Source organism: Mesorhizobium sp. M0184 (assembly GCF_040322215.1).
GTDB lineage: Bacteria > Pseudomonadota > Alphaproteobacteria > Rhizobiales > Rhizobiaceae > Mesorhizobium.
The window spans coordinates 1-24405 of record NZ_JAMYSZ010000051.1; the positions used below are offsets into that span (position 1 = coordinate 1).

Genomic DNA, 24405 nt, shown 5'->3' on the forward strand with positions numbered 1-24405 from the left:
GTCCCGGATGGTCGCACCATACGCCGAAAATCGCTCATCTCCAGCGGGGATCGGATGGCACCGTCATGATCATACCGGTTACCAATGCCATCGAGGCGCTGAACTCAAAGCTGCGGCGGGCCGTGCGAACGCGGGGCCACTTTCCCAATGACGATGCCGCAATGAAGCTGCTATATCTGGTTCTCAACCACGCCGCCGAAGAATGGAAACGCGCCCCGCGCGAGTGGTTCGAGGCTAGAACACAATTCGCCGTTATCTTCGGCGAAAGGTTCGTCAGCCAATGACGACAACCGGCCTCACGCACAAGATTCCTGACAGTCCCGATAGCGGTGGTTCTTGTAGGTCGGTGCACTCACGGTCATAAGCGCGCTGCTACCTCAATTTCCCTTACCGCTCAATCAATGAATCAATGTGACAGCACCAGCCAACCATCTGCTTAGTTGACCATTCACTGATCTTCCACCACTCAAGTTCGAATTCCCGTTTGTGCGCGCGCGACAGATCGTTAGACTAGGCGCGTTCCCGTTACCAAAATGCCACCATCTATCGGCAAAGCGACGCCAGTTATTGACTTTGCTGCATCACTGCATAGAAACAAGACACCTGCAGCGATTTCGCTTGGGTCGACAAATCGACCAGTAGGCATGTCGGCTTCAACGAATTTTTGCGCTGCGTCCTCAAACGAAATCTTTAGCTCAACCGCCTTCGCTTCCACTTGTTTCGCCGCCATTGGCGTCAAAACCCAACCGGGGCATATTGCGTTACAAGTGATACCCAATCTAGCACCCTCGAGTGCGACCTCTCTCGTTAGCCCGACCACGCCGTGTTTTGCCGACACATAACCAGCCTTGCGGGCTTCCCCTTGGAACGCAAGCGTTGATGCGGTATTCACTATCCTCCCCCAGCCTCGATCTCTCATCTGAGACCAAACCGCCCTGGTGGTGGCAAAGGCGGCGGTCAGATTGACCGCTAGCAGGCGTTCCCATTGTTCGTCCGGAAATTCCTCGATTCCAGCTACGTACTGTGCGCCAGCATTGTTCACCAGGATGTCAACTTTGCCGAACTCCGACGTCACAGCTGAAACCAGCTCGCTTGCCTCCGCGAGGTTGGACAAGTCATGAGGAAAGTGCAGCGCTTTGCGGCCGGTTTCTTTGTTTATCGACGTAATGATGTCGGCGAGCTCATCTGGCGACGCAAAACCGTTCAAAGCCACGTCAGCGCCGTTCTTAGCGAGCACCCGAGCGATCGCCAGACCGATGCCGCTTGTCGACCCCGTCACCAACGCTACCTTGCCCATAAGCGAGACAGAAATATCCATCAAAACCCTCCATATTGTCTCAGTCATCCAAAGAGCCAGATGAGGTTCATCCGGCTCCAGGACAAAAAATTTATCCTCTGCCCCGCGCTTGATCATTATTCACGGAAGCGCTCGCGCCTATTGCGGCAGAACACTCGGTGACGATTTAGACAGGCAACGGAGCCATTCCTCTTTCCGGTTGTCGGGAAACTCAGCGGATACAGGCGCCACTAATTACCAAATTTTTCGGCAAACCCTCATGAAGTTGCCCGACACGATCTTCTTCACGGCGTCTTCCGGGTAGCCGGTCAAACATCAATTGCACGAGGTCGATCACATCCTTAGGCCTTTGGAAGCGAAACCCCTTGAAGCCCGACTTTTTCGAGTCAGGCCATTCGTCTTGCAGCCCGAGCCCATTCATCAAGCTTTTCGGTTCGGACACGAAATCAAAACCGAACCCTACATGGTCTGGACGGATAAGCTAAACAACATGATCCAGATGCCGGAAAATGGCCGACATAGCTCCAATCTCGTCGCCGATGTATGCGCTTTTTCCAGACAGGCCTATCACGCCACCGTTTTGTGCTAGCGCACGGAGCTGGTCATCACGGATATTCCTGTAGTGTTGATGGACTTCCATATGCCAGCGTGCGAAATGATCAGCGGTCGGGACGCCATCGAGTGTCGTGCGGTACCTGTGTGAGCGAGATCCACAATAATACGCTGCCGCTCGATCTCCTGCACGACCTTTGCCCCGAACGTGGTTAGGCCGCCGTCGGCCTTGTCAGAGCACCCGCTCCCAACAAAATTTGACGCGTTGAAGGCGAGTTGTACCACACGGAGCGTAATGATCGAGATACTTCTCGGGGCAGCCGTACGACTGATTCATCATATCCAAGGGATAGAGCATGTCCCAAATGACATTGTTCTTCCAAAAAGGATCGCGCTGACGCGGAAATCACTCTTTACTTCCTTCTCGATGAAATATGCCTTTGGCCTACTACTAGCCAAAGCAGACGGATTTTTGATCTACTTGCTTCCCGATGCACCCTTAAGACTGCAAGCAGGCATCAGCTCGGAATCTTTATACCGCAGCAACACTCACATTAAGCGCATCGCAGTGGTTTAACAAAGTTCAACCATTTGGCTGATGAAGCCACGTTATCATGACCGGCCGCGGAGACTGCAACATCATAAAATGTCACTTGGGAAATGATATTTTTTCACGCGCTCCTCGGGGGATCTAACGCTATCATGCGGTTGGTTATGGATGCTGCCTGAGCCGAACCGCGTCGAGCATCCTCACCAAACAAAAACTCAAGACAAGGGGAATTACTACAATGGGTGAACGGAGTGGAAGTCGGTCTTTGATTAGGGACTTGACTCGAAGGAATTTTCTCAAGTCAGCCGCAGCCGTCGGAGTGATGACGGCTGGTTCGTCAATTGGGGTTCTTGCATCGGCCGCGGAAAACTCCACTCCGAAGCGGGGAGGGCATTTTAAGATTGGCGTCGCGGCAGGATCTGCGTCTGAGTCGCTTGATCCGGCGATATACCAAACTACGTTCACTGAGGCGTTTGCCCACAGCTTGCATGGTTATCTAACAGAACTAGATGCCGCAGGTAAACTTGTTGGTGAACTCGTCGACTCTTGGGAACCATCCAAGGATGCTAAAACCTGGACCTTCAAGCTAAGGCAAGGCGTCGAGTTTCACAACGGAAAAACAGTACAGGCCGAGGACGTTATCGCTTCGATAAATCATCACCGTGGCGAAAGTTCCGCTTCTGGCGCCAAGTTCATAACGAATGGGATCGAAGACATCCGTGCCGATGGCACTGGGGCCGTTGTGATTACTCTGAGCCAAGGCAACGCGGATTTTCCTGTTCTTCTGTCGGACTACCACATGGCAATCATGCCAGCAAAAGACGGCAAGGCCGACGTCTCAGGAGTCGGAGCTGGAGGTTATGTACTAGAGACCGTGGACTTTGGTGTTAAAGCTATATCGAAGCGTTTCGCGAATTATTGGAAGCCGAACGCCGCTTGGTTTGATTCCTTTGAGCTTCTTGCCATCCATGACGTCGCAGCGCGAACAAACGCTCTCACAACGGGTCAAATTCATGCAATGGAAAGATGCGATCTCAAGACAATCCGCTTGCTGGAGCGGAACAAAGCTCTGGAGATTTTGTCGATCAGCGGAACCCAGCACTACGCGATGCCGATGTTGGTAGACGTGCCTCCATTCGACAATGTTGATGTCCGCCTGGCTTTGAAATACGCGATTGATCGGAAGCAATTGCTCGACACAGTGTTAAACGGGCACGGGCAGTTGGGAAATGACCACCCTATTGCTGCTACAAATCGGTTCTTTGCGAAGGATCTGCCGCAGCGCGAATATGATCCGGACAAGGCAAAATTCCATCTCAAGAAAGCAGGTCAATCGGATCTGAAAGTGAGCCTGCATACGTCCGACGCCGCATTCTTGGGAGCCGTAGACGCCGCAGTCCTCTATCAGCAGAACGCGGCCAAGGCCGGCATCACCATCGATATCATACGTGAAGCGCCGGACGGTTACTGGGACAAAGTCTGGTTCAAGAAACCTTGGATCACTTCCTATTGGGGTGGTCGGCCAACCGCGGACTGGATGTTCTCCCAAGCGTATGCCGCTGGCGCGGATTGGAACGAGACTCGCTGGAAGAATCCTCGCTTTAACGAACTTCTGTCAGCCGCCCGTTCCGAACTTGACGATAACAAGCGCCTAGAGATGTATACGGAAATGCAGGGCCTGGTTAGGGATGACGGTGGGACTGTTGTTCCTGTCTTCGCCAACTACGTCAATGCTTTATCGAGGAAGGTTGGTCACGGCAAGCTTGCGACCAATTGGGATTTGGACGGGTTCCGCTGCGCAGAACGGTGGTGGTTCAACGAAGCTTAAATGACCTTTGCAGGTGTTGCTCTCAACACCAAGGTCATCGGCCGGCGCGTCGCGGGCGACGCGGCTGGCCGATCGACAAACGGGTCATAGCCCACACCAAATTGTAAGTTGTCTCTCGACACGAAGCACGTCGCTGCTCTTTGTCGAACTCTTCTTTAAGTCTTTGGAGGCGAAATGGCGTCGCAGACCGGAAAGTATCTTGGAATTCTAGACCTCGAATCTGGTTTGCCGCCAGGTGTAACTTCGCCACCGCCGCCGAAGGGCTCAATGTTAAGATCGGCAAGTTTCGACTTGCCTGTGATAACGGAAACCGTCGAAGGAGCTTGGGCGGACCTGGTGGTGCGCGGCGACCCTGCGCTCGAGCAGGCATACGTGGCAGCAGCTCAACGGCTGGTCGAGAGAGGCGCGGTCGCGATCAGCTCGTATTGTGGCGCTGCTATTCGGCATCAGGCGGCGCTAGCAGCCGCAGTAGATGTCCCCGTGGTGACATCGAGTCTGCTTCTGACCCCGATGCTGCTCCGCCAACTGCCGCCTGCGGCAAAACTGGCTGTCCTAACCTTTGATTCGCGAAGTTTTGGAGAGGATTGGCTTCCCCTTAGCGACCCTGCCGATCGTTCGCGGATCGTCATCGGTGGCGTCGAAGGCGGCAAGTTGATGCGGAACGAAACGATGTGCCCTCCACAACCGACTGAGGTTGCCGATATGGAAAGTGAGATTGCTGCTTGCGTCGCGCGCCTCCGCTCCGCAAATCCCGAAATCTCGGCCCTTCTGTTTTCATGCACGTTATTCCCACCGGCAACACCGACGGTCCGACGCATGGTAGGGCTGCCTGTATACGATATCACTACGCTCTGCCGGATGACGCTCCAGTCCATTGCCTGAACGTGGTGTTGGTCTGGTAGTGTCGCTGAGGCGTTGTCAGTTGTTTGAAATGTGGCCGCGTGAGGCCGACACCGCGCTTTCCAGGGAGGCCGTGCACTCACGGCTTCCCAGGCGGCCATGGCTTGGCGTCGATGGGTTCGAAACATATCGGCGCGGACATCAACCACGCCTGGCCGACCGCCGAAATCGCGGTGATGGGCGCAAAGGGGCGCTGCCGAGATCCTCTACCGGTCTGAACTCGGCCATCCCGAGACGCTTGCCGCTCGTGCCAAGGAATACGAGCAGCGTTTCACCAACCCCTTCATTGCCGCCGAGCGCGGCTTCATCGATGAGGTGATCATGCCGCATTCCTCACGCAAGCGGATCGTGAGGCTGAACGCTGGGCGATCGAAAGCCGGCTCTATGCCGAAGACCCCTATCGCAACTCCCTGCCTTCGATCGGTCGTCTGACACGTTACCGGCTCCCACCGACGGTCCAGGTGCGGGTGGTTCACTCATCCGCAACGATACCGGCGTGGTCGAGGGTTCGGATCCTCGATGCACTACGATCCGATGATCGCCAAGCTCTGCGCCTGGGCACCGGACCGGCTGGGTGCAATCAACGCCATGGGCGTGGCGCTGGATGATTTCGAAGTGGAAGGCATCGGCAACAACCTGCCGTTTCTCTCCGCTGTCATGGACCGTCCGCGCTTTAGAGAGGGGCGACTGAGCAAAGCCTTCATCGCCGAGGAGTTCCCGGACGGCTTCGCCGGTGTGATCCCAACAGATGGTGATGAGCGGAAGCTCGCGGCAGTCGCGACACACATCAACTGGAACTCCAGCACCGTAATCTCCTGATCTCCGGGGCGATGGACAATCATCGTCGCAAAGTCTCCAGCGATTGGATCGTCATGCTTGGCAACGATCCCTTTCCGGTGGCCGTGTGCAATCAGGAACACGCAACCGCGGTGTCATTCGATGACGGCTCGGTGCTGGCAAGCGACTGGCTGCCCGGAAGGCCAATCGCGCACTTTCAAATTGGCGCAGACAGCACGTCGATCAAAACGTCACGGGCAACGGGCTACCGACTGCGCTGGTGAGGCATGGATGTTGTCGCCCATGTACGCAGCCCACCTATCGCCGAACTGGCGCGGTTGATGCCGAAGAAGCAGCCACCGGACACCTCCAAGCTGCTGATTGCCCGATGCCCGGTGTAGTCACCACGATTGCCGTTTCCGAGGGAGAGCCGGTCGAGGCTGGCCAGATTCTTGCAACGGTGGAAGCGATGAAAATGGAGGACGTGCTGCGCGCTGAACGCAAGGGCACGGTGAAGCACATCGTCGCGACTGCCGCCATGAATATGGCCGTCGATGAACTGATTATGGAATTTGATTAAGGGTAGGACATGGCCAACCGCGCAGCCTACGGGGACTGGCGAAAACTCGCTGAGCACGAAATCAAGGCGTCGCCTGAAAACTTGGTCTGGAAGGCCTGGCGCATCGAGATGGCTGGACTGATCATCCTCGATGGCGGTTGGATGAAGAGCTGGCCCCCTATCTCCCTCCGCCGCGACGGAGGAAGATTGGGGCCATGTCGGCCCCATCGCGCTCGGTAACATTTCTCGCTGAGGCAATAGGAGGGGTCAAATCCTCACTTCGCTTGACACGCCGGGCGACTGCAGTCACGGACATGCCCTGACAGTGTAGATCCAATGTCATCAGAAGTTCTCCAAGTTGGACCACCAGCGCCGCTCCCATCCCGCAAAGGTCGGGACGGACTATCGACACCGGGGCGAAAGCCGCAGAACTGGCGGCAGCACGCCAACTAGGGAATTTTCGGTGCCCACAATCAGGGAATATTCATCGCCCGACGACAGGCACTGGGACACCGCCGCCTGGCGATCATCGATATCCAGGGCGGTCGCCAGCCGATGACGCACCAGGAAGACGGACGACCGGCGTTGGTGCTCGTCTATAGCGGCGAGACTTACAACTACCGCGAGCTGCGTCAACGACTTGCCGCCCTGGGCCAACGGGTTCGACACGAGTAGTGACACCGAGGTGGTGCTGCGCGCCCACCACGAGTGGGGCCACCGCGACCCCCGCAGCGCCGTCAGCGAACTCAACGGGATGTTTGCCTACGCACTCTGGGACACTGCCAAGCGCGAACTGCTTCTCATACGCGACCGGCTCGGCATCAAGCCGCTTTACTACTACCCCACCGAGCATGCAGTGTTATTCGGCTCCGAGCCACAGGCGGTCCTCGCCAATAATCTCGTCGAACCTATGGACGCCGACGGGCTTCGCCGCACCCTATGCTCCATCCCCGACCCGGACAGCACCGTGTTCCGCGGCATGCGTGAGGTACGGCCCGGCCACATCGTCCGTGTGACCCGCGACGGCATCAAGGAGATGAGCTACTGGCATCTCAGCGACAGTGGGCACACCGACGACGTGCCTACCACCGTTCGACGCGTCCGCGAGTTGCTCGAGGACACGATCCAGCGGCAGCTCATCGCCGACGTGCCGCTGTGCACATTGTTGTCGGGCGGGCTTGATTCCTCAGCCATGACCGCACTGGCCGCGCGCTTCGGCGACGAACGGATCCGGTCCTTCGCCGTCGACTTCGTCGGCTACACTGAGAACCTTATCCCCGGCCCGTGGCGCCCCACACCGATGGGCCGTACGTGCAGGTGGTTGCGAAAAAAAGTTGGCACCGACCGCACGGACATCACGTTGTCCGCGCACGAACTCGTGGACCCGAACGTGCGGGCTGCCACTCTCCATGCCCGCGACCTACCGTTGACCTTAGGCAATCTAGAGCATTGATTCCAAGATTTGGTGCCCACGTCTGACGGCTGCGATGATGTTGCTCAGGGTCTGCTTTCCACATGAACGGCTTTGGCTCTTCATTGTGCTCCTTGATAAAGCGGTTGATGGCTGCCTGAAGATCAACGATGGGATGAAAGACACCATTTTTCAGCCGTGCGAGCTTTGCGAAGAAGCCCTCGACGGCGTTCAACCAGGAACACGATGTCGGAACGAAGTGGAATGTCCAGCTTGGGTGCCGCGCCAACCAGGCCCGGACCTTCGGCTGTTTGTGCGTCGCATAGTTATCCACGATGACGTGAACCGCCTTATCCTTGGGCAACCGAGCCTCGATTGCGTTGAGGAAGCGGAGGAACTCCTGATGCCGTTGACGCTGCATGTTGCGGCCAATGACGGAGCCGTCGAGAACATTCAGGGCAGCGAAGAGTGTCGTGGTGCCATGGCGCTTGTAATCATGCGTCATCGTGCCGCTGCGGCCCTTCTTCAAAGGAAGTCCTGGCTGCGTCCGGTCGAGCGCCTGGATCTGGCTCTTTTCATCGACGGAAAGGACAATGGCATGGGCCGGCGGCGACACATAGAGCCCGACGACGTCGTGCAGTTTCTCAGCAAAAGCCTTGTCATTCGACAGTTTGCGCCAGCGGTGCGGCGCAAGGCCATGCTCGTGCCAGATCTTGACGACCGAAGACGCCGCGATCCCAATGGCCTTTGCCATCGCACGAACGGTCCAGGTGCGTGGCCTCCTGCCTGGGCGTTTCCAGAGTCAGAGCGACCACCCGGGCGACAAGGTCAACCTCAAGCGGCGCCGTGCCGGGCGGCCGGCTCTTGTCGCGCAAAAGACCGTCTACACCTTCGGCCATGAAGCGTCCCTGCCAACGCAGACGCAGGTCTTCGACTTGGCCGTCGCCTCCATGATCGCGACGGTTCCCAGACCCTCGTCGATCATCAAGATGATCTTCGCCCGCCACACATGCTTTTGAGGCGAACTGCCCGCCGAAACGATTGCATTGAGACGAACTCGATCCGCCGCGGAACCTCAAATGTAATACCTTTGCGCATGCGTCATAGTCGCATGCTCCCGCAAAAATTAGAATCCAAAATCGGACTCTTTTGTCTCGATCAATCCACTAGATATCTCGCTCTACCTGCTGTTCCGGGCCATCCGGCAACACTCGACGGTGGCCCTGTCTAGGGAGTCGGCCGACGAGCTTTTCGGCGGCTACTGGCTTTCCACGATCCCGCGAACGTTCAGCGCGACACGTTTCCCTGGATCGAAGACAGCAACGATCTCGTACGGCGGTCGCTAGACCCCGGACTGGTCGAAAAACTCGACCTCCCCGGCTACCTCGACGAGCATTACCGCAGGGCACTTGCGGAAGTACCCGCCCTGACCGGGCCGGCCTCGGCCGATCCGCACGAGCATCGTATGCGCGAGGTCTGCTACCTCTTTCTCACGCGTCACCTGCCGACGCTGGTCGACCGCAAGGACCGCATGAGCATGGCTTTGGGTCTCGAGGTGCGGGTCCCTTTCTGCGACCACCGGCTTGTTGAGTACGTGTTCGGTACCCTATGGGCCCACAAGACTTTCGACGGGCGCGAGAAGAGTCTACTGCGGGCCGCCACCGCGGATCTGCTCCCGCTGTCGGTGGTGCAGCGAGTAAAGAGCGCGTATCACAGTATTCCTTCTAAACCTGCTCGATATTTATAGTTGGTCCAAAAAGGCGCTATCTTGAGAACTGACTTTGTCATGGCGCCTCAAGGCAGCACTAGCGATATGGCCGGCATGATCGCGCTGGAGCAAGTCTGCGGATTTATTCGTCACCTCATCAAGGTCTGGCGGCTCGGATCCAACTTTCTTGCAACTGGCGAAATGCTCAGCCCTTTGGCCAGATCGGCTATCGCAGCCAGACCGACAGATCAGAAAGAGCACGCTTGCGAAATACGCCATTTGAAGGAGCAGCGAACAAGCCAGCGTCGTGACGACTACTGTGCCGATGGAATGAGAAGCGAAGTAGACGGTCAAAGCGGTGCTGCACAGCACCAGCCCCAGGACAAGACAAAAGATTCTAAAGGGCAACACCTTTCTCCTGTTTTGTCTCCTCAGATCATGCTGCGACCTGGTCGGCCGCAACATGGGTCTGGCAGTTCTTCGGGCAGACGCGGGCGCAGGCTCCGCAGCCAATGCAACGGCCGGCATGATCGACGACCATGATCATGCGATTGAGCTCGCCGTCGAAATCATCGTCCTCGTCGTCGCAGGCGCCGAGGATTTCACCCGCGTCATCGACGCCGTAAAGATGCATGACCTTGCGAGAGCAGACTTTGAAACAGCGGCCGCAGCCGATGCAGGTCGTGCCGTCTATAGCGGTGAGATATTCCGGCATCCATCCGGAGCCGTCGCGAGTGGTGAATGTGCTCCTCATCGTAACTTCTTCATTGCAGCGAGCTCTCTCTTGGCACCATCCAACTCGGCAAAAACGGCCGACGTTTCCTCGGCAAGTTCCTCTATCTCCGTCCATTTTTCCGGGAGATCCTCTGCAAGGCCGCGCAATTTCATCTTGGCAACTGCCGCGCGCAGCTGAAGCTTTCGGACTTTCTGCCCCATCTCATCTAGCTTTGACATAAATCCTTCCTCGAAATCGGTTTCTTCACGCCCGTGCCACGTCGGGATAGGCTTCGATGGGTGCAGTCGCATTGTCGACCAGTTTCGTATCGGCCTCCGCGAGCTTCCTGAACGTCTCGAAGCCGAACCGGTGGATGTCTCGACAGAGCGACCAACCGCCCGGCCGTGAAAAGCAATCGTTCGAAGCCCCCATGGGTTTCATCTCCATCGTTGGCGATGTCATCAGGCCGGAGCGCTCCTCGATCCTAAGCCCGACGGCCGTGTACGAACATATCGAGCCTCCACAGCAGGTCCGGATCGGGATCGCCGATGAGGGGGATCGCACGGCGCTGTTTTCTGGTGACGATGAAGTCGGCCAGAGGAGTCCGATTTGCCTTTCGCACGAGCCGTAGGAGTCTTGAGCACGGATCAGCCGCCAAAGGCATGGCAAGGGCCGCCTCGTCCTCGTTGACAGCCGGGCTGACCGCGGCATCAGACATCTCGCCTTCTCCTCATTTCAGTCCTCTTCCTCGAAGCGCGATGTCTGTTTTTTGGGACGCCTACTTCGGGCACCCTTGCGCCGCCGACGCCCGGCTCGGCGCGGCTGATTCCACGCAATTGATGTCCCTCTGGCCGACCTTGGACGCGTCCTCGACTGCGAAGTCTTCCACCCGAATTCGCGTCGAACATCATTTCCGCCGCAATGCGGCCGGGGGCCATGAAGATTCGAGCCTCGATCCTGCTGCAAACGATCGACCAAGTGCTGCATGGACCCTCCTTGCTGCGGTCACGCCAGGGAAATGCACGAATTGGCCAGTAAGCCATTTCGACCAATTACCCTTTTTTATCTTTCCTCCTCGGCCGACCGCGCTTTGCCACCTTCGGGAAATTGTTTTGCGGAGCCGCAAAGAAAGCGCCGCAACAAACCTTTCCAACCCTGTACTTGGCGAGGGCCTGCAGCAAATCCGGCAGATGCTGCTCTTTCAATTCGGCCCGGATAGGCTCCGGACCGTCCAGCGACGTCAGTGCCAATTCGACCAACTCGATCGCGCGATCATTGTTGCCGTTCTCGTGATAGTACCGGGCGACGGCGGGATAGGACCGGAACTTAGGGCTGTCGCCTTGCGGGGGATTCAGCGCCAGGATGTGTTCGGACAGCTCCTTGCCCATCGCGAAGCGCTCAGCAGGGGGAAGGCGCGAATGGTCATTGGCCGGATGAAAAAGTTGGTCTAGCGCCGAAACCATCCAGTCCTCGGAGTTTTTCTCGATCGCGTCGCGAACCAATTGGCGCATCACGGGCAACCCGGTCCACATGTCTTGAATTTTGTGAAGCAACAGATGCGCATGAGCCAGGCGGAAATTGATGTCGTCCGGCATCAAGGCGATGCCCTCTTCGATCGCCCAGAGCGCCGTCTTCCAATCTTCTAACTTCACCGCCGCCCAGAATCTGTCATCGATCGGCTTCTTCAACGCTTGTTCACGCGCCATGGATTCGCTTCTGGCGATCCGCTCCGTATCGGCGGCTTTAGCTTTATCGCTGGTGCGCCAGCTGCCGTTGAGCACTTTCGGCAAAATCTCATCGAGTTGCCCCGGATGACCAATAAAGGCGATATGGCCGTCTCGGTCGACCACGAACGAAGTCGGAATCCCGACAGAAAAGCTGGGGTCCCTCCAAAGCTTCTTCATTTCGCCTGTGTAGTCGAACGCGATCCGATAGTTCAGATGCGAGCACTTTTCGGTCAACCACGCGTCCAACTTGGTTCGAGCCTCAACGGCCGTTGGAGCGTCTTCATCAGCCGCGACGCCGACGACCTCAAGTCCGCCGTCCTTGTATTTTTCCTGGAGCCGCATCAGATCGAGCATCTCCGCCATGCATAGTTCGCACCAAGTTGCCCAAAATTCGAGGATATAGACTTTGCCGGGCTGGAAGGTCGCAAGGGGCTCGCCACGCAGCCAGTCCTCCACTTTGATCGAAGGAGCCGGTGACCCCATCTGCAATACCATGTTGCTCTCCAAAGCTGTTGCCAAAGGTTGCGTGACCTATGCGCGAGCTTGTTCCCCCTTTGAGACGGGGCACGAGGGTTCAAGGAAGGGAGAGCATCGCTCGTCTTGCGCATCTGCGTGCAGTCAGCCTTCACTCCGTGTTGCTGAAGCTCAATTCGCAAAGGCCGTGCCAACGCGCTAAGCGCGCACTAAACGCATGATTACACTAGAAAAACACTCCAAATGCCAAGATGGCCGGTTGTATTGAAGCCGACATGTTCTGCCCCTGTCACGTTTTGGACAAACATCAAGCGCTTCGCGTCGGCAGAAAAGCGTGGCCCGGACGACTCAATATGCATTCGGGCCGAGGGACGAGGCTGATGGACATCATGACAGCGTTGGCTATCGTCAGGCCCGTCACCATCGTCCGCTTCACGCCACCGGCTTGAGCGTTTTGCCGTTCCAGTCCTTCAGGCGGTAGCGGATCTCGCCATTTGCGATTGCAGGGAGGCGCTCCATCCCGACCGAGCGCCGCCTGCGCCCTGCCCTCTTGCGCGTTGCGATTGAATTCCTAGCTGGCGTCATGGGAGTTCTTCACGACCGAAGCCGGTCCAGCTGTAGCTCGCCAATACCGCCATCGCCAGATCGCGATAATGTCGTGGCGAAAAACGCCAAGCCGAGTGCTGGCATGTGCCGGCCGTTGAACTCTCCGGCATTCTGCTTTGTGCCGACATTTTCTGTGTTCCCTGTGCTCAGGCGCTACAGGGACCGCCTGGTTCGAATTGAGCGTTGTCGGAATTTGACCAGCCCCAAAGCCCGCTCGGTCGTCACGCGGGTTCGGCCGGACCGACTGAAAACACTGAAGACGCGGCCGTCCTCGCCGCTAACCCGGCTACCATCCCACACGACAATGTGATTGATACGATCGATTCCTGCCGAACCCGGCAAGAGCCCGACCGTCCCGACTCGAAATTGAGGGGCGTCGGCCTCGGCCCGGTCATCGCGTTGTTCAGCTCCCGGCCAGTAGTCAGGAGAGATCATGATACCGCCCGTACGATGCCGCTACGGATCGGAACTCGGCCTGCCGCCCTGAACGACCCTCTTTGACCTGACGCCGACCTGCGAGCCGTGATCTTCACTGCATTGAGGACTGCCCATATCTCTGCCCGGTGTTGGTCTCCGCGTTATGGATCATCTCGGGCGAGCAGAACCCCGAACGCGAGACGTCCGCGATGTTCTCGGCGACGGCGATTGCAGATTGGCTCCAGGAGGCGCGCGAAACTGGGCGCGCTTGCCGCGACCTTTCTCTAACTTGGCATCGGGATAGGTGACCCAGGGGAGTAGAGCTTCGGACAGCGTCGGTGCTGCTTTGGAACCCGTCAGCGAGCCAAAAACAACGGCAATGACGGCTTCCCAACTATCCATCTCGTCACGCCACCGAAGAGCCGCTCGCGCAGCCGGCGGCTGCCGTAAGCGCCCATGACTATCACGTCGGCAGACGTGTCGATTGCGTGCTGCGCGAGCACCGTGGCCACCGGTTTGCCGGCACTCGGCAGCAGGTCAACCGACACCCGAGCACCGTGCCGAGTGAGATAGGCAGCGACGTCGGCTCCCGGCTCGGCGCCGCTTCCGGTCCAGGTCGGCACAGGATCGACGAGGGCGACACGAACTTCCTCAGCGGCGGATAGCAGATCCAGCGCTTCCCGAACCGCGCGGGACGCCTCGGCCCGCGAATCCCAGCCGACCAGCACGCGCTGTGGCGACAGAGTCGCCTCAGCGCCCTCCGGCACGACAAGCACCGGCTTTCCGGTATCGAACAGGCTGCCGTTGATAACAAGGGGTCCGAGGTTAATGTCGTTGAGAAGTGCGGGGCCGACGATTGTCAGGTCGTTGCAGAGCGCCCGCTGTCGCACCGCGTCACCGACGCTGGCCTGATCGCAGTTGGCAATATCGACATCATAGCACCGCCACGTGGCTCTCAGCAGCTTGTGAATTTCCCTGGATGTTTTTTCCAGGCTGGCTACATCCTGTGAAAATCTCTCGATTTGTCTGTACCGTTTTTCCAGTGCGGCAATGGCGTGTGCGCGTTGTCTAGGCCACTCGGGGATGCCATCGCCTAGCTGCCGAGACGACATAGCTACCGGCAGAGGCGACATAATCAGGACGGACAAATGTGCGCCGACCTCGGCACACAAGCTCGCAGCTGTTCTGACGTCCTGATCGGAGTGGTCAGCTCCCGTCACACTGAGTACGCTTCTGAAAGCCATTTGACTGCTTCTTTCCGAATATGTCGTACCTGCCGGCGCGTTTCGAAGCCGCAAGACTTGCCCTCAGCACGGCGGAAATGCGGAGTGGCACCACATCGGTTATCAATTCAGCCGTCCGGCCACTCGAGCGAGTAGCCGGCCGACCTGACGGTACGAATGACGCTGGAGGGGGAGGCCGCCTTCAGAGCCCTTCTGAGCCGGCTGATATGGACATCCACGGTGCGTACACCGACATGGATATTGGCCGGCCAGGCCGCGCTGATCAGCTCGTCTCTGGTGAAGACCTTGCCGGGAGTCTCAAGCAAAAGCCGCAGCAGGTTGAACTCGATCGGCCCAAGGTGGACTTCGTGGCCATTACCCCGAACGCGGTGGGCATCGAGCCTTATCTCAAGGTCGCCACAAGAGATCCAGCCGCCGTTTTCAATCCCGTTCGAACCCGGCTTTGGCAGTGCCAGCTTCATCCGTAGACAGTCAAGCAGCTTGGCCGGCGCGAAGGGCCGCACAAAGCTCTCGTCAATACCAGCCTTCAAGAGATCGAGGTGCTGGTTCTCGGCGCCGGGCGCGATGAGCGCAATTACGGGCAGGCCGCCGGTCCGGGGCTCCCCCTTGAGCCGGGCGCAGATTGTGGAGCCTGTCGCGCTTGCCGGCCCGCAGTCCAGCACTACCGCCTGGAGCTCCCGTTCATCGGCCAATGCAAGTGCTTCCTTCACGCCGCCTGCCGGCTCACTCGTGAAGCCGTCCACTCCCAGAATGTGGCTGAGGAACAGATACAACTCAGCATCTTGCGAACAGATCAGGACCAGTGGCTTCATCAGCGCTACCCCAAGAACCACATCGGCCTCGACCGCCTCCATTGAGAGGGCTGGCCATCGCATGTCCTCAAGGCCTGACATGATCCCCTTGATCGAAAATCGGTTCCATCACGCCCGCGCCACCTCGGGATGAGCCTCAATGGCTGCGGTCGCATCGCCGGCCAGTTTGGTACCGGCCGCGGCGAGTTTCCGGAACGTCTCGAAGCCGAACCGGTGGACGTCGCGCAGGGTCTTCGACAGAACGACCAACCGCCCGGCTGTGAAAAGCACGCGCCCAAAGCCCTCATGGCTCATCTCCATCATCGGCGATGCCATCAGGCCGGAGCGCTCCTCGATCGCAAGTCCGACGGCGGTGTAAAATATGTCGAGCCTCCACAGCACGTCCGGATCGGGATCGCCGATGATCGGGATCGCACGGCGCTGTTCCCTGGTGATGATGAAGTCGCCCAGCAGCTCGGCGTCCGATTTGCCTTCCCAAGACCCGTGGGAATCATGAGCCCGGACCAGCCGCACGAGACATTTGACGAACGGGGTGGCAAGGGCCGCCTCGTCTTCGGCGACAGCAGGGCTAACCACGGCGTCTGACATTTCGCCCACTCCTCATTTCAGTCCTCGTCCTCGAAGGACGGGTTCTGTTCGGCGACACCTGCCTGCGCCAGCACTTTGCGCAGCCAAGGGGGAGGACACGTCCTGAGCATCATCTGCGTGCGCAACAGCACCTCTTGGATGGTTTGGGGCTGCGGCACTTTGATCGGATGAATTTTTGCCGAAACAACCTTGGCTGCCGAAGGTCCGCCGATCGCCAGACAAAACAGGAGATGACATCCCTTCAGCGCCTCCACCTTCGGGGTGATGCGGTCATCGCCCTCAGTCCGATGCTTCCCGCTCTCGTCGGAAACGTCATCGAAGGCCACGGCTTCGACGAGATTCCACTCCTCGCGCATCACGTCGTAGACAGCAAAGCGCCTGGCCGACCCGAAATGGGCGTTGAGGTTCTTCATGTCCTGCGTGGCGATCGCCACGCGCAATGCGCCGGCTTGGCGTTTCGGCGTCGGTGCGTGAACCTCGTCAGTGACGAGCGAGAGGCGACGAACGGAGCTCATCTGGCATTTCTCGCTTACGGAGTGGATCAAGCGCCTCAGGCGTCGGCGCGTGCCGGTTGGCTTCAAAAATGTTGGCAACTTCGAAGATCAGGTCGCGGGTCCCCTGGTAGAGGATTGTGAGCTTGTGCTGGCTGCCGAGCCGGTCGAAGATCGGGAAGCCGACCCGCATGAGCGGAATGCCGAGGCGCTGCGCCGCCTGGCGGCCGTGGGAATGGGTGACGAGAAGATCAGCGCCGGCGCCAAGAACTTCCAAATCGCCGAGATCGCCGATTTGAACCGACTGCGCCGGTACTTCCTCCAAAATTTTCGACATGTCGGTCGTGGTGACCGCCGCCGCGATTTCGGAGCCCATGCCGATGAAGAAGCTCGCGAGTTGGTGGAGTTGGTCTGGTTCAGCAGCGATCGCAATTTTCTTGCCTCCAAAGTGGAAATGTCCATCGAGCAACGCGTCCTGCAACTGCGCCCGGCGACGGCGCACCCCAGCCGGCGCCGCCGCGCCCGAAACCGTAGATAGCAGAGAGACGAACCGGTCGGCGTCCTTCAATCCAGTCAGCGACCGGAACAGCACGTAAGGCACGCCGGTCAACCTCTGAAGCAGCTCGGCCGGGCGGCGCATATGCTCACCGATGACGACGCATTGCTCGGCCGTGCCAAGCTCGCGGATATCCTCGACGGTGGTGCCGCCGTAGGTGGTCGTGATCCAGCGGTCGGGCACCGTACCGTCGAGCGAGCCGGAGACGTCCGGCAGAATCACCGGCTTAAGTCCAAAGCTTTCAATCATCTCACGCAAATGCTCGATATCAGCCACAGTGAGGTTCCAGCCAGGCAGGATCACGATCTTCTTCGATTGCCGCGCCTGATCGCCGGGCCGCGTAATCCTTTCGATCATCGCGGTGACAGCCTTGGCCCAGCCCTCTTCGATCGCGCCGTCGAAATCCGGTGTGTTGGCTAGCACCACCTCCGTACCCGCGAGTTCTTCCCTGCGCTTCAGCCTGATATTGGCGATATCGCCTGCGCAGTCTTCGCCCCGGGTTTCCACCAGCGCCGTGGTGCAGACCCCGATCAGCGTTGGCTTTGTGCGGGCCTTGAGATTGAGGATCGCGTCTTCCAGATGGTCTGCCCCGCCGAGGATCGTCGCCACCTCGTCCATCGCCGTCGTCTGCAAGGGGATGGCTTCCTTGAAATGCCGCACGAAGAGCACGAGCGCGAAGCTGGTGCACCCCTGGCTGCCGTGGAACAACGGCATCGCGCCGTCGACCCCAAGGAAGGCGAAGGCGGCACCCAACGGCTGCGATGACTTCAGCGGATTGACCGCCGCCGCTTTGGACTGGGGAAGGATACGGACCATCGGCTTTCCTCAACACTCGCCGAAATCGTCGGCCGTCGTGCCGGCGAATTTCTTGAAAGCCTGGACGGTCGCGGTCTCGCTCTTTGTGCTCGGCAGTTCGTCCTTCATCGCGGGGCGGCAATCCCATGGTGCCGGTTCCCGCACCTGGCGCCAGATCGGGTTATGAATGGCGAGGTCGATCTGACGTACGAGTTCCACCATGCCGTCATAGCCGGCGTAAGGGTGTTGGCGCTCCTGGTTGATATCGAGCCAGGGTGTCTTGGCCTTCAGCGCGATGAATTGCGTGCGCCCGCCCGACAGCATGATATCGGCCTTGTGTTCCGAGAGCATGGTGTAAAGTTCGCGCGGCGCCATCTGCTCGAACATGTGGTTCTCGTCCTTGAGTATCTGCTTGATGCGCTCCTTGTCTTCGACCGTCGACTTTTTGACAGAGGTGCCGACGATCTCGATGCCGATCTCCATCAGCGCATGGCCGACCGACCAGGACTTCACACCGCCGGTGTTGAGCAGCACGCGCTTGCCTTCGAGCCTCGGCCGGTAGGCCGCGAGCTTCTTCCAGGCAATCGCCTCCTCCTCTGCAATCAAGGCCTCCGTGCGGTCGAGGATCTCCGGATCGGCACCCTTCTTCACGAGCAGCTTAGATATCTGTCGGAGCGCTTCCGAGGTGTCGGTGATGCCGTAGAAGGAGCCCTCGAAAAACGGGATGTCCCAGCGCTGCTCCATCTTGCGGGCGAGATTGATCAGCGCGGTCGAGCACACCATCATAGCCGCCCGGGCGCGGTGCGCGCAGGCAATGTCGAAGTAACGCGCGTCGCCCGGAATGCAGGCGCGCACCCGGATCCCGAGCCGATCAAGGAGCGGCTTCACCAGCCAAAATTCGCCCGAGAGGTTGAATTCGCCAAGAATGTTGATGTCGTAAGGGCCGGCATCGTCGGGCTCCACCGTGCCGATGACATGCTCGAGCAACGCCTCGCCGGCAAGCTTGTTGCCGAGATTCTTGGAGCCGACGAAGCCCGGCGCATTGACCGGCACCACCGGTAGGCCGAACTTTTCCGCCGCGCGCTTGCAGACGGCCTCGATGTCGTCGCCGATCAGCGCCGCAACACAGGTCGGATAGACGAAGATCGCCGGCGGCCCATACGCTTCCTTGATCTCGCGGATCGCCTTGAAAAGCTTCCGCTCGCCCTGCCCCATCACCACGTCGAGTTCGGTGAGGTCGGTCGTGAAGCTCGTGCGCCACAGCGTTGGCCCGGACGAAGCCGCACCGCGGTTGTCCCAGGAATTGCCCTCGCAGGCGAGCGGCGCATGGACCAGGTGCGCGACGTCGGTGATCGGCTGCAGCACGATCTTGGCGCCATCGAAGGCACAGCCGCCGGCCGCCGCCCCGGGGGTCAGTGGCTTCGAACAGCCCTCCTTGCGCGCTTTGGCATCCTTGCCGCGGTTCTGCTCGCAGGCGGGCTCGTTGAAGACATCCTGCATTTTGGCTCTGAGCGAGGACATTGCGTCGGTCTCCAAAGTCCCTCGGGAAGAGGACCGGCCTCACGGAAGAGCCGGCCGTCACCCTTAGCGGGTGAGGTCATACGAATAGTCCGTCACGCCCGTCTCGCTTGTCTCGCGATCGAGCTTGTCGAAGATCTTGTCGAGGATCGTCGTCAGGACGCGCAACCCGCCTTGGTAGCCCATAAGCGCAAACCGATGGTGATGGTGGCGGTCGAAGATCGGAAATGTCAGCCGGATCAGCGGCGTGCCGGTGTCGCGCTCCAGATACTTGCCATAGGAGTTGCCGATCAGCAGGTCCACCGGCTCGGTGAAGAGCAGCGAGCGCATCGCCCAGAGGTCCTTGCCCGCCCAGACTTGAGCATCCTTGCCGAAGGGCGATGATGCAAGCAGTTCCTTCAACTCCGCTTCCCACGCCGAGGTGCCGTTGGTGGCGAGGCAATGGGTCGGCTCGCCGCCCGTCTCCATGATGAAGCGGGCCATGCCATAGACAAAGTCTGGATCGCCGTAGATGGCGTATTTCTTACCGTGCAGCCAGGATTGGCTGTCCGCCATGGCGTCAACAAGTCGGCCGCGCTCCAGGCGGATCGACTCGGGGATTTGCTTGCCGGAAATCGCGGAGACCTCCATCAGGAAGTCGTCGGTCGCTTGGACTCCGAGCGGGTAATGGAACGAGGCAGTCGCCTGCCCTACCCCCTCGCAATACTCCAGTGTTTTTCGGGTGTTGTAATGCTGTAGCGAAAGTGTCGCCTCGGCGTTGAGTGCCTTTCTCGCGTCTTCGATCTTCGTGCCGCCGTCGTACATGCGGTATTCGCCGTCCGACGGCGTGTCGAACTGGTCAGAGGCGTCTTGGATGAAGGTATAGGACACGCCTATCAGATCGAGCAGGCGCTTGAGTTCCCGGTTGTTGCCAACACAGAAGCCGTCGAAACCCGGAATGACGTTGATGGTCCCCTCGGCTTCCGTGCGCTCCTCGCCTTTCCAGAAATGCTCCAAAATGCCCTTGACCGTAACGTCGTAGCCGTCGACATGGCTACCGACGAAGGCCGGCGTGTGAGCGAAGGGCACGTCGAAGTCGCGCGGGACCGAGCCTTCGTCCTTGGCGTTCTCGATGAAGCTGTGCAGGTCGTCGCCAATGACCTCCGCCATACAAGTGGTCGAGACGGCGATCATCTTCGGGTCGTAGAGTTGGTACGTGTTGGCGAGCCCGTCGACCATGTTCTTCAGGCCGCCGAACACTGCCGCGTCCTCGGTCATCGAGGAGGAAACCGCCGAAGCAGGCTCCTTGAAATGGCGCGACAGGTGAGAGCGGTAATACGCCACGCAGCCCTGGCTGCCGTGGACGAAGGACATGGTTCGCTCGAAGCCCGCGGCCGCGAACACCGCGCCGAGCGGCTGGCAGGCCTTGGCGGGGTTCACGACAAGCGCTTCGCGAGCAAGGTTCTTTTCGCGGTATTCCCACGTTTTGGTGAATTCGCGTTGGTCGGTAACGACCTGGTCCGGGTGAGGACATTCGAAATTCAGCCTCTTCTCGGCGAGCATCTGCCTGTATTCCGGCTCGCGGAACAGGGGCGCGTGGTCGAGAACTTTTTCAGCCGACTGCGGCATGGGTGGTTACCTCTTCTCCATCTGGTCGCGCCATACGGCGGCACAGGGACGTCGAAACGTTTCAGGTCTCCCGTGGACAAAGGGCCACAGGCGTTAAACGGCCTCCCGGCTTCCGGGAGGCCGGGTTTTCATTCCGCAGCGATCGCCGCCGACGGCTCGGCTTTTTTCTTCCAGGGAGCGTCGTAGAGGCCCCAGACCGGGTTGTTGATGGCCAGATCCATGTCGCGGGCGAAGATGGCGAAGCCGTCGTAGCCGTGATACGGGCCTGAATAATCCCAGGAATGCATTTGACGGAACGGTATGCCCATCTTCTGGACCGGGTACTTCTCTTTGATGCCGGAGCCAACGAGATCAGGACGGATCCCCTCGATGAACTTCTCCAGCTCGTAACCAGTCACGTCGTCATAGATCAGCGTGCCCTTCTTCACGTAATGGCCGGTGCGCTGGTAATCGTCGTTATGGCCAAATTCGTAGCCAGTGCCGACGATCACCATGCCCAGATCCTCATATGCCGTGACGACGTGACGGGGGCGCAGCCCGCCGACATAGAGCATCACCGTCCTGCCTTCGAGGCGCGGCCGGTACTTGGCGATAACGGCATCGACCAGCGGCCGGTATTTGGCGATGACCGCCTCGGCCTTGGCCTCGATTTCCGGTCCGAAATGCTTGGCTATCTTGCGCAGAGAGGCTTCGGTCTGGGAGGGGCCGAAGAAATTGTACTCCATCCAGTCGATGCCATACTTTTCCTCCATATGCCGGCAGATGTAGTTCATCGACCTGTAGCAATGGATGAGATTGAGCTTGGCCTTTGGCGCTCGCTCTATTTCGGCCAGCGTAGCGTCGCCCGACCAGTTGCCGACCACGCGCAGGCCCATCTCCTCGAGCAGGATGCGCGAAGCCCAGGCGTCGCCGCCGATGTTGTAGTCGCCGATCACATTGACATCGTACGGGCCGGCCTCGAACTCGACGTCCTTCTTCTCGAACACCCAGTCGCGGATCGCGTCGTTGGCGATGTGGTGGCCGAGTGATTGCGAGACGCCGCGGAAGCCCTCGCAGCGCACCGGCACGATCGTCTTTTCGTGCTCCTTGGCCTTGTTGCGGGACACCGCTTCGGTGTCGTCGCCAATCAGGCCGATCGGACATTCGGATTGCACGCTCATGCCTTTGTTCAGCGGAAACAGTTCCTCGATCTCGTCGATGATCCGTTCCAGCTTCTTGTCGCCGCCGAAAACAATGTCCTTCTCCTGGAAATCGGAGGTGAACTGCATCGTGACGAACGTGTCGATGCCGGTCGTGCCGACGTAGTAGTTGCGGCGTTGCGACCATGAATATTGCCCGCAGCCGACCGGGCCGTGCGAGATATGGACCATATCCTTGACTGGACCCCACACCACGCCTTTCGAGCCGGCATAGGCGCAGCCGCGAATCGTCATCACTCCGGGGATGGACTTGATGTTCGATTTGACCTCGCATTCGGAAAGGCCCTCTTCCTCGCCAGCCGTCTTTGCGACGCTGAGGTGCTTTTTGCGGCGCTTCGCCGCCCTGTCAGGATATTGCGACAGCACCTCCTCGATAAGCTTCGCATGGAGGGCGCCGTCATTCTCGTATTCCAGGCTCATGGGACCCCTTTCAAGGTTCAGGGTGACGCCTCACCGACGAGGCGCCATTCTTTGAAGGCGCGCCAGGTTAGGTCGCGCCCCCAGTCAGTAGCGGTCGTTACTGTGCGGCCGCCTTGGCCGCTTCCTTGACCTGAAGCTCGGCAAGCATCTGCTCGTCGGTCTTCATGATGCCGAAGTCGAGCAGCATGTCCTCGAGCTCCTCCATGGTGATAGGGGTGGGGATGGTGCCCTGGCCCGAATTGGCATGGATCTTCTCGGCCAGCGCCCGGTATTCCCCGGCCTGCTTGGAGTCCGGCGCATATTGAATGACAGACATCTTCCTGAGTTCGGCGTGCTGGACGATGTTGTCGCGCGGCACGAAGTGGATGAGCTTGGAATTGAGCCTGGAAGCCAGCGCTTCGGCGAGGTCGAGCTCGCGATCGGTTTGGCGCTCGTTGCAGATCAGGCCGCCGAGCCGCACGCCGCCCGAATGGGCGTATTTCAGGATGCCCTTGGCGATGTTGTTGGCGGCATAGAGCGCCATCATCTCGCCGGACATGACGATGTAGATTTCCTGGGCCTTGTTCTCGCGGATCGGCATCGCGAAACCGCCACACACCACATCCCCGAGCACGTCGTAGGAGACATAGTCGACATCGTCGTAGGCGCCGTTCTCCTCGAGGAAGTTGATCGAGGTGATCACGCCGCGGCCGGCGCAGCCCACACCCGGCTCGGGGCCGCCCGACTCCACGCATTTGATACCTTTGTAGCCGACCTTGAGCACGTCCTCGAGTTCGAGATCTTCCACCGAACCTTCCTCTGCCGCGAGGTGCAGGACCGTATCCTGCGCCTTCGCGTTCAGGATCAGGCGGGTGGAGTCGGCTTTGGGATCGCAGCCGACGATGAGGATTCTCTGCCCGAGGTCAACAAGGGCGGCGAGCGTATTTTGGGAGGTGGTGGACTTGCCGATGCCGCCCTTGCCGTAAAAGGCGATCTGACGCAGACCTGACATGTAGCTTTCCTTCCTTCGTTCCGTCCATCGCGGCTGCCGCGACATGAATGCCGGTCGGGCAGCTCTCGCCGCCTCGCACCGAAGGGTCTCAAGACTCGTGCCAATTTGGCCGATCTAGTCGAAGAAAAAATTTTATTTTTGCTTTTCAGCTGCTTAGCGTCAGGCAAAACAAGAGATGGGCTAAACAAGCCCCTGTGTAGCAGACCCGACAAAGGCGACAGGACGCGTGGGATTCCGTAACTGGCGACCGCTGTTGACCTCGCCGGAGCCGGCAGTTGTGTGCGTCAAGTTCTGCAAAATGGCGTGGCATTGCGGTGACGTCGGCGTGTCCGCCGCGCAGCCCCCGTGTTTAGCGGAGCGGCGGACACATGACGGTGCTCAGGCGGCCAAGGCCCTCAGGCTCTCCTTCTTGTGCTCGCGCAGATGATCCATGTTGAGGTAGCGGGTCGCCTCGAGCCAGTTCTCGTGGATCTCCACCGCCAATGCCCGAACCAGCCGCAGACAGCTCCGCGGGTTGGGGAAGATGCGAACGACCAGGGTGCGCGGCTTGATCTCGCCGTTGAGGCGCTCGATCGGGTTGGTAACCGGTATGATCATGACGGTGCCATCCGATCCCCGCTGGAGATGAGCGATTTTCGGCGTATGGTGCGACCATCCGGGAC

At 59.2% G+C, this 24405-nt stretch carries 27 protein-coding genes and 3 pseudogenes; 10 read left to right on the forward strand and 20 right to left on the reverse strand.

The window, feature by feature from the left end; all coding sequences use genetic code 11:
* Nucleotides 1-284 (forward strand): transposase (locus NKJ23_RS32195; RefSeq protein ID WP_352684724.1); only part of this gene is annotated, 284 nt, incomplete at its 5' end.
* Between the two features lie 221 nt (nucleotides 285-505).
* Here NKJ23_RS32195 and NKJ23_RS32200 read toward each other — a convergent pair.
* The 3 genes from NKJ23_RS32200 to NKJ23_RS32210 all read right to left on the reverse strand — a co-directional run bounded on the left by NKJ23_RS32200 (nucleotide 506) and on the right by NKJ23_RS32210 (nucleotide 2134).
* Nucleotides 506-1318 (reverse strand): 3-hydroxybutyrate dehydrogenase, encoded by an 813-nt coding sequence (locus NKJ23_RS32200; protein WP_352684726.1) that lies wholly within the window; start codon nucleotides 1316-1318, stop codon nucleotides 506-508.
* Between the two features lie 460 nt (nucleotides 1319-1778).
* The gene (locus NKJ23_RS32205; protein WP_352684728.1) at nucleotides 1779-1937 is read right to left on the reverse strand and encodes a membrane dipeptidase; all 159 of its coding nucleotides are present in this window, start codon (nucleotides 1935-1937) and stop codon (nucleotides 1779-1781) included.
* A complete protein-coding gene (locus tag NKJ23_RS32210) occupies nucleotides 1883-2134 on the reverse strand; it encodes a membrane dipeptidase (protein ID WP_352684731.1) in 252 nt (83 codons plus the stop codon). The genes NKJ23_RS32205 and NKJ23_RS32210 overlap by 55 nt, the downstream gene beginning before the upstream one ends.
* Nucleotides 2135-2144: 10 nt before the next feature.
* Here NKJ23_RS32210 and NKJ23_RS32215 point away from each other — a divergent pair, with 10 nt between their 5' ends.
* The 7 genes and pseudogenes from NKJ23_RS32215 (at nucleotide 2145) to NKJ23_RS32245 (ending at nucleotide 7916) form a co-directional block, all read left to right on the forward strand.
* On the forward strand, nucleotides 2145-2426 hold the full coding sequence (locus NKJ23_RS32215) for a hypothetical protein (RefSeq protein ID WP_352684733.1): 282 nt from the start codon (nucleotides 2145-2147) through the stop codon (nucleotides 2424-2426).
* A 211-nt stretch (nucleotides 2427-2637) separates the two neighbouring features.
* Nucleotides 2638-4227 carry an ABC transporter substrate-binding protein gene (locus tag NKJ23_RS32220; protein ID WP_352684735.1) on the forward strand — a complete coding sequence of 530 codons (1590 nt, stop codon included), beginning with the start codon at nucleotides 2638-2640 and terminating at the stop codon, nucleotides 4225-4227.
* 174 nt (nucleotides 4228-4401) lie between these two features.
* Entirely contained in the window at nucleotides 4402-5109 is a 708-nt protein-coding gene (locus NKJ23_RS32225; protein WP_352684737.1) for an aspartate/glutamate racemase family protein, read from the forward strand.
* A 131-nt stretch (nucleotides 5110-5240) separates the two neighbouring features.
* Nucleotides 5241-5559: pseudogene (locus tag NKJ23_RS32230) on the forward strand (carboxyl transferase domain-containing protein); the annotation flags it as partial.
* Nucleotides 5466-6484 (forward strand): annotated as a pseudogene (locus NKJ23_RS32235) (biotin/lipoyl-containing protein); the annotation flags it as partial. The pseudogenes NKJ23_RS32230 and NKJ23_RS32235, both read left to right, overlap by 94 nt.
* 435 nt (nucleotides 6485-6919) lie before the next feature.
* Nucleotides 6920-7138: a hypothetical protein gene (locus tag NKJ23_RS32240; protein ID WP_502902600.1), complete on the forward strand. Its 219-nt coding sequence runs from the start codon at nucleotides 6920-6922 to the stop codon at nucleotides 7136-7138.
* Nucleotides 7104-7916: an asparagine synthetase B family protein gene (locus NKJ23_RS32245; RefSeq protein WP_352684738.1), complete on the forward strand. Its 813-nt coding sequence runs from the start codon at nucleotides 7104-7106 to the stop codon at nucleotides 7914-7916. The genes NKJ23_RS32240 and NKJ23_RS32245 overlap by 35 nt, the downstream gene beginning before the upstream one ends.
* Here the strand turns inward: NKJ23_RS32245 and NKJ23_RS32250 are convergent.
* Nucleotides 7905-8972: pseudogene (locus NKJ23_RS32250) on the reverse strand (IS630 family transposase). The gene NKJ23_RS32245 and the pseudogene NKJ23_RS32250 overlap by 12 nt on opposite strands.
* Nucleotides 8973-9031: 59 nt before the next feature.
* Between NKJ23_RS32250 and NKJ23_RS32255 the strand changes: the two are divergent.
* Nucleotides 9032-9220 carry an asparagine synthase-related protein gene (locus NKJ23_RS32255; protein WP_502902601.1) on the forward strand — a complete coding sequence of 63 codons (189 nt, stop codon included), beginning with the start codon at nucleotides 9032-9034 and terminating at the stop codon, nucleotides 9218-9220.
* Nucleotides 9136-9621 carry an asparagine synthase-related protein gene (locus NKJ23_RS32260; RefSeq protein ID WP_502902602.1) on the forward strand — a complete coding sequence of 162 codons (486 nt, stop codon included), beginning with the start codon at nucleotides 9136-9138 and terminating at the stop codon, nucleotides 9619-9621. The genes NKJ23_RS32255 and NKJ23_RS32260 overlap by 85 nt, the downstream gene beginning before the upstream one ends.
* On the opposite strand, the gene NKJ23_RS32265 is transcribed toward NKJ23_RS32260, so the two are convergent.
* The 16 genes from NKJ23_RS32265 to NKJ23_RS32340 form a co-directional block, all read right to left on the reverse strand.
* On the reverse strand, nucleotides 9616-10110 hold the full coding sequence (locus tag NKJ23_RS32265) for an exopolysaccharide production repressor protein (protein ID WP_352684740.1): 495 nt from the start codon (nucleotides 10108-10110) through the stop codon (nucleotides 9616-9618). The genes NKJ23_RS32260 and NKJ23_RS32265 overlap by 6 nt on opposite strands.
* The gene (gene fdxB / locus NKJ23_RS32270) at nucleotides 10019-10336 is read right to left on the reverse strand and encodes a ferredoxin III, nif-specific (RefSeq protein ID WP_352684742.1); all 318 of its coding nucleotides are present in this window, start codon (nucleotides 10334-10336) and stop codon (nucleotides 10019-10021) included. Before fdxB ends, NKJ23_RS32265 begins: the two co-directional genes overlap by 92 nt.
* Nucleotides 10333-10536 (reverse strand): CCE_0567 family metalloprotein, encoded by a 204-nt coding sequence (locus NKJ23_RS32275; protein ID WP_352684744.1) that lies wholly within the window; start codon nucleotides 10534-10536, stop codon nucleotides 10333-10335. The genes fdxB and NKJ23_RS32275 overlap by 4 nt, the downstream gene beginning before the upstream one ends.
* Before the next feature lie 25 nt (nucleotides 10537-10561).
* A complete protein-coding gene (locus NKJ23_RS32280) occupies nucleotides 10562-10759 on the reverse strand; it encodes a DUF269 domain-containing protein (protein WP_352684747.1) in 198 nt (65 codons plus the stop codon).
* Nucleotides 10760-10781: 22 nt separating this feature from the next.
* On the reverse strand, nucleotides 10782-11015 hold the full coding sequence (locus NKJ23_RS32285; RefSeq protein WP_352684750.1) for a DUF269 domain-containing protein: 234 nt from the start codon (nucleotides 11013-11015) through the stop codon (nucleotides 10782-10784).
* Between the two features lie 334 nt (nucleotides 11016-11349).
* The gene (locus tag NKJ23_RS32290) at nucleotides 11350-12519 is read right to left on the reverse strand and encodes a TlpA disulfide reductase family protein (protein WP_352684753.1); all 1170 of its coding nucleotides are present in this window, start codon (nucleotides 12517-12519) and stop codon (nucleotides 11350-11352) included.
* A 1358-nt stretch (nucleotides 12520-13877) separates the two neighbouring features.
* A complete protein-coding gene (locus NKJ23_RS32295) occupies nucleotides 13878-14765 on the reverse strand; it encodes a universal stress protein (RefSeq protein WP_352684754.1) in 888 nt (295 codons plus the stop codon).
* 107 nt (nucleotides 14766-14872) lie between these two features.
* Nucleotides 14873-15658 carry a response regulator transcription factor gene (locus NKJ23_RS32300; RefSeq protein WP_352684756.1) on the reverse strand — a complete coding sequence of 262 codons (786 nt, stop codon included), beginning with the start codon at nucleotides 15656-15658 and terminating at the stop codon, nucleotides 14873-14875.
* Between the two features lie 27 nt (nucleotides 15659-15685).
* Nucleotides 15686-16165, reverse strand: coding sequence for a NifX-associated nitrogen fixation protein (locus NKJ23_RS32305; protein ID WP_352684758.1), 480 nt, complete (start codon nucleotides 16163-16165; stop codon nucleotides 15686-15688).
* Between the two features lie 17 nt (nucleotides 16166-16182).
* On the reverse strand, nucleotides 16183-16680 hold the full coding sequence (nifX, locus tag NKJ23_RS32310; RefSeq protein ID WP_352684760.1) for a nitrogen fixation protein NifX: 498 nt from the start codon (nucleotides 16678-16680) through the stop codon (nucleotides 16183-16185).
* Nucleotides 16646-18028 carry a nitrogenase iron-molybdenum cofactor biosynthesis protein NifN gene (gene nifN, locus NKJ23_RS32315; protein ID WP_352684763.1) on the reverse strand — a complete coding sequence of 461 codons (1383 nt, stop codon included), beginning with the start codon at nucleotides 18026-18028 and terminating at the stop codon, nucleotides 16646-16648. The genes nifX and nifN overlap by 35 nt, the downstream gene beginning before the upstream one ends.
* A 9-nt stretch (nucleotides 18029-18037) precedes the next feature.
* On the reverse strand, nucleotides 18038-19528 hold the full coding sequence (nifE, locus tag NKJ23_RS32320; protein WP_352684766.1) for a nitrogenase iron-molybdenum cofactor biosynthesis protein NifE: 1491 nt from the start codon (nucleotides 19526-19528) through the stop codon (nucleotides 18038-18040).
* A 63-nt stretch (nucleotides 19529-19591) separates the two neighbouring features.
* Nucleotides 19592-21133 carry a nitrogenase molybdenum-iron protein subunit beta gene (nifK, locus tag NKJ23_RS32325; protein WP_352684768.1) on the reverse strand — a complete coding sequence of 514 codons (1542 nt, stop codon included), beginning with the start codon at nucleotides 21131-21133 and terminating at the stop codon, nucleotides 19592-19594.
* 128 nt (nucleotides 21134-21261) lie between these two features.
* The gene (gene nifD, locus NKJ23_RS32330; RefSeq protein WP_352684770.1) at nucleotides 21262-22752 is read right to left on the reverse strand and encodes a nitrogenase molybdenum-iron protein alpha chain; all 1491 of its coding nucleotides are present in this window, start codon (nucleotides 22750-22752) and stop codon (nucleotides 21262-21264) included.
* A 97-nt stretch (nucleotides 22753-22849) separates the two neighbouring features.
* On the reverse strand, nucleotides 22850-23743 hold the full coding sequence (gene nifH, locus NKJ23_RS32335) for a nitrogenase iron protein (protein WP_352684772.1): 894 nt from the start codon (nucleotides 23741-23743) through the stop codon (nucleotides 22850-22852).
* Between the two features lie 378 nt (nucleotides 23744-24121).
* On the reverse strand, nucleotides 24122-24405 hold a 284-nt coding region (locus NKJ23_RS32340; protein ID WP_352684774.1), incomplete at its 5' end, for a transposase.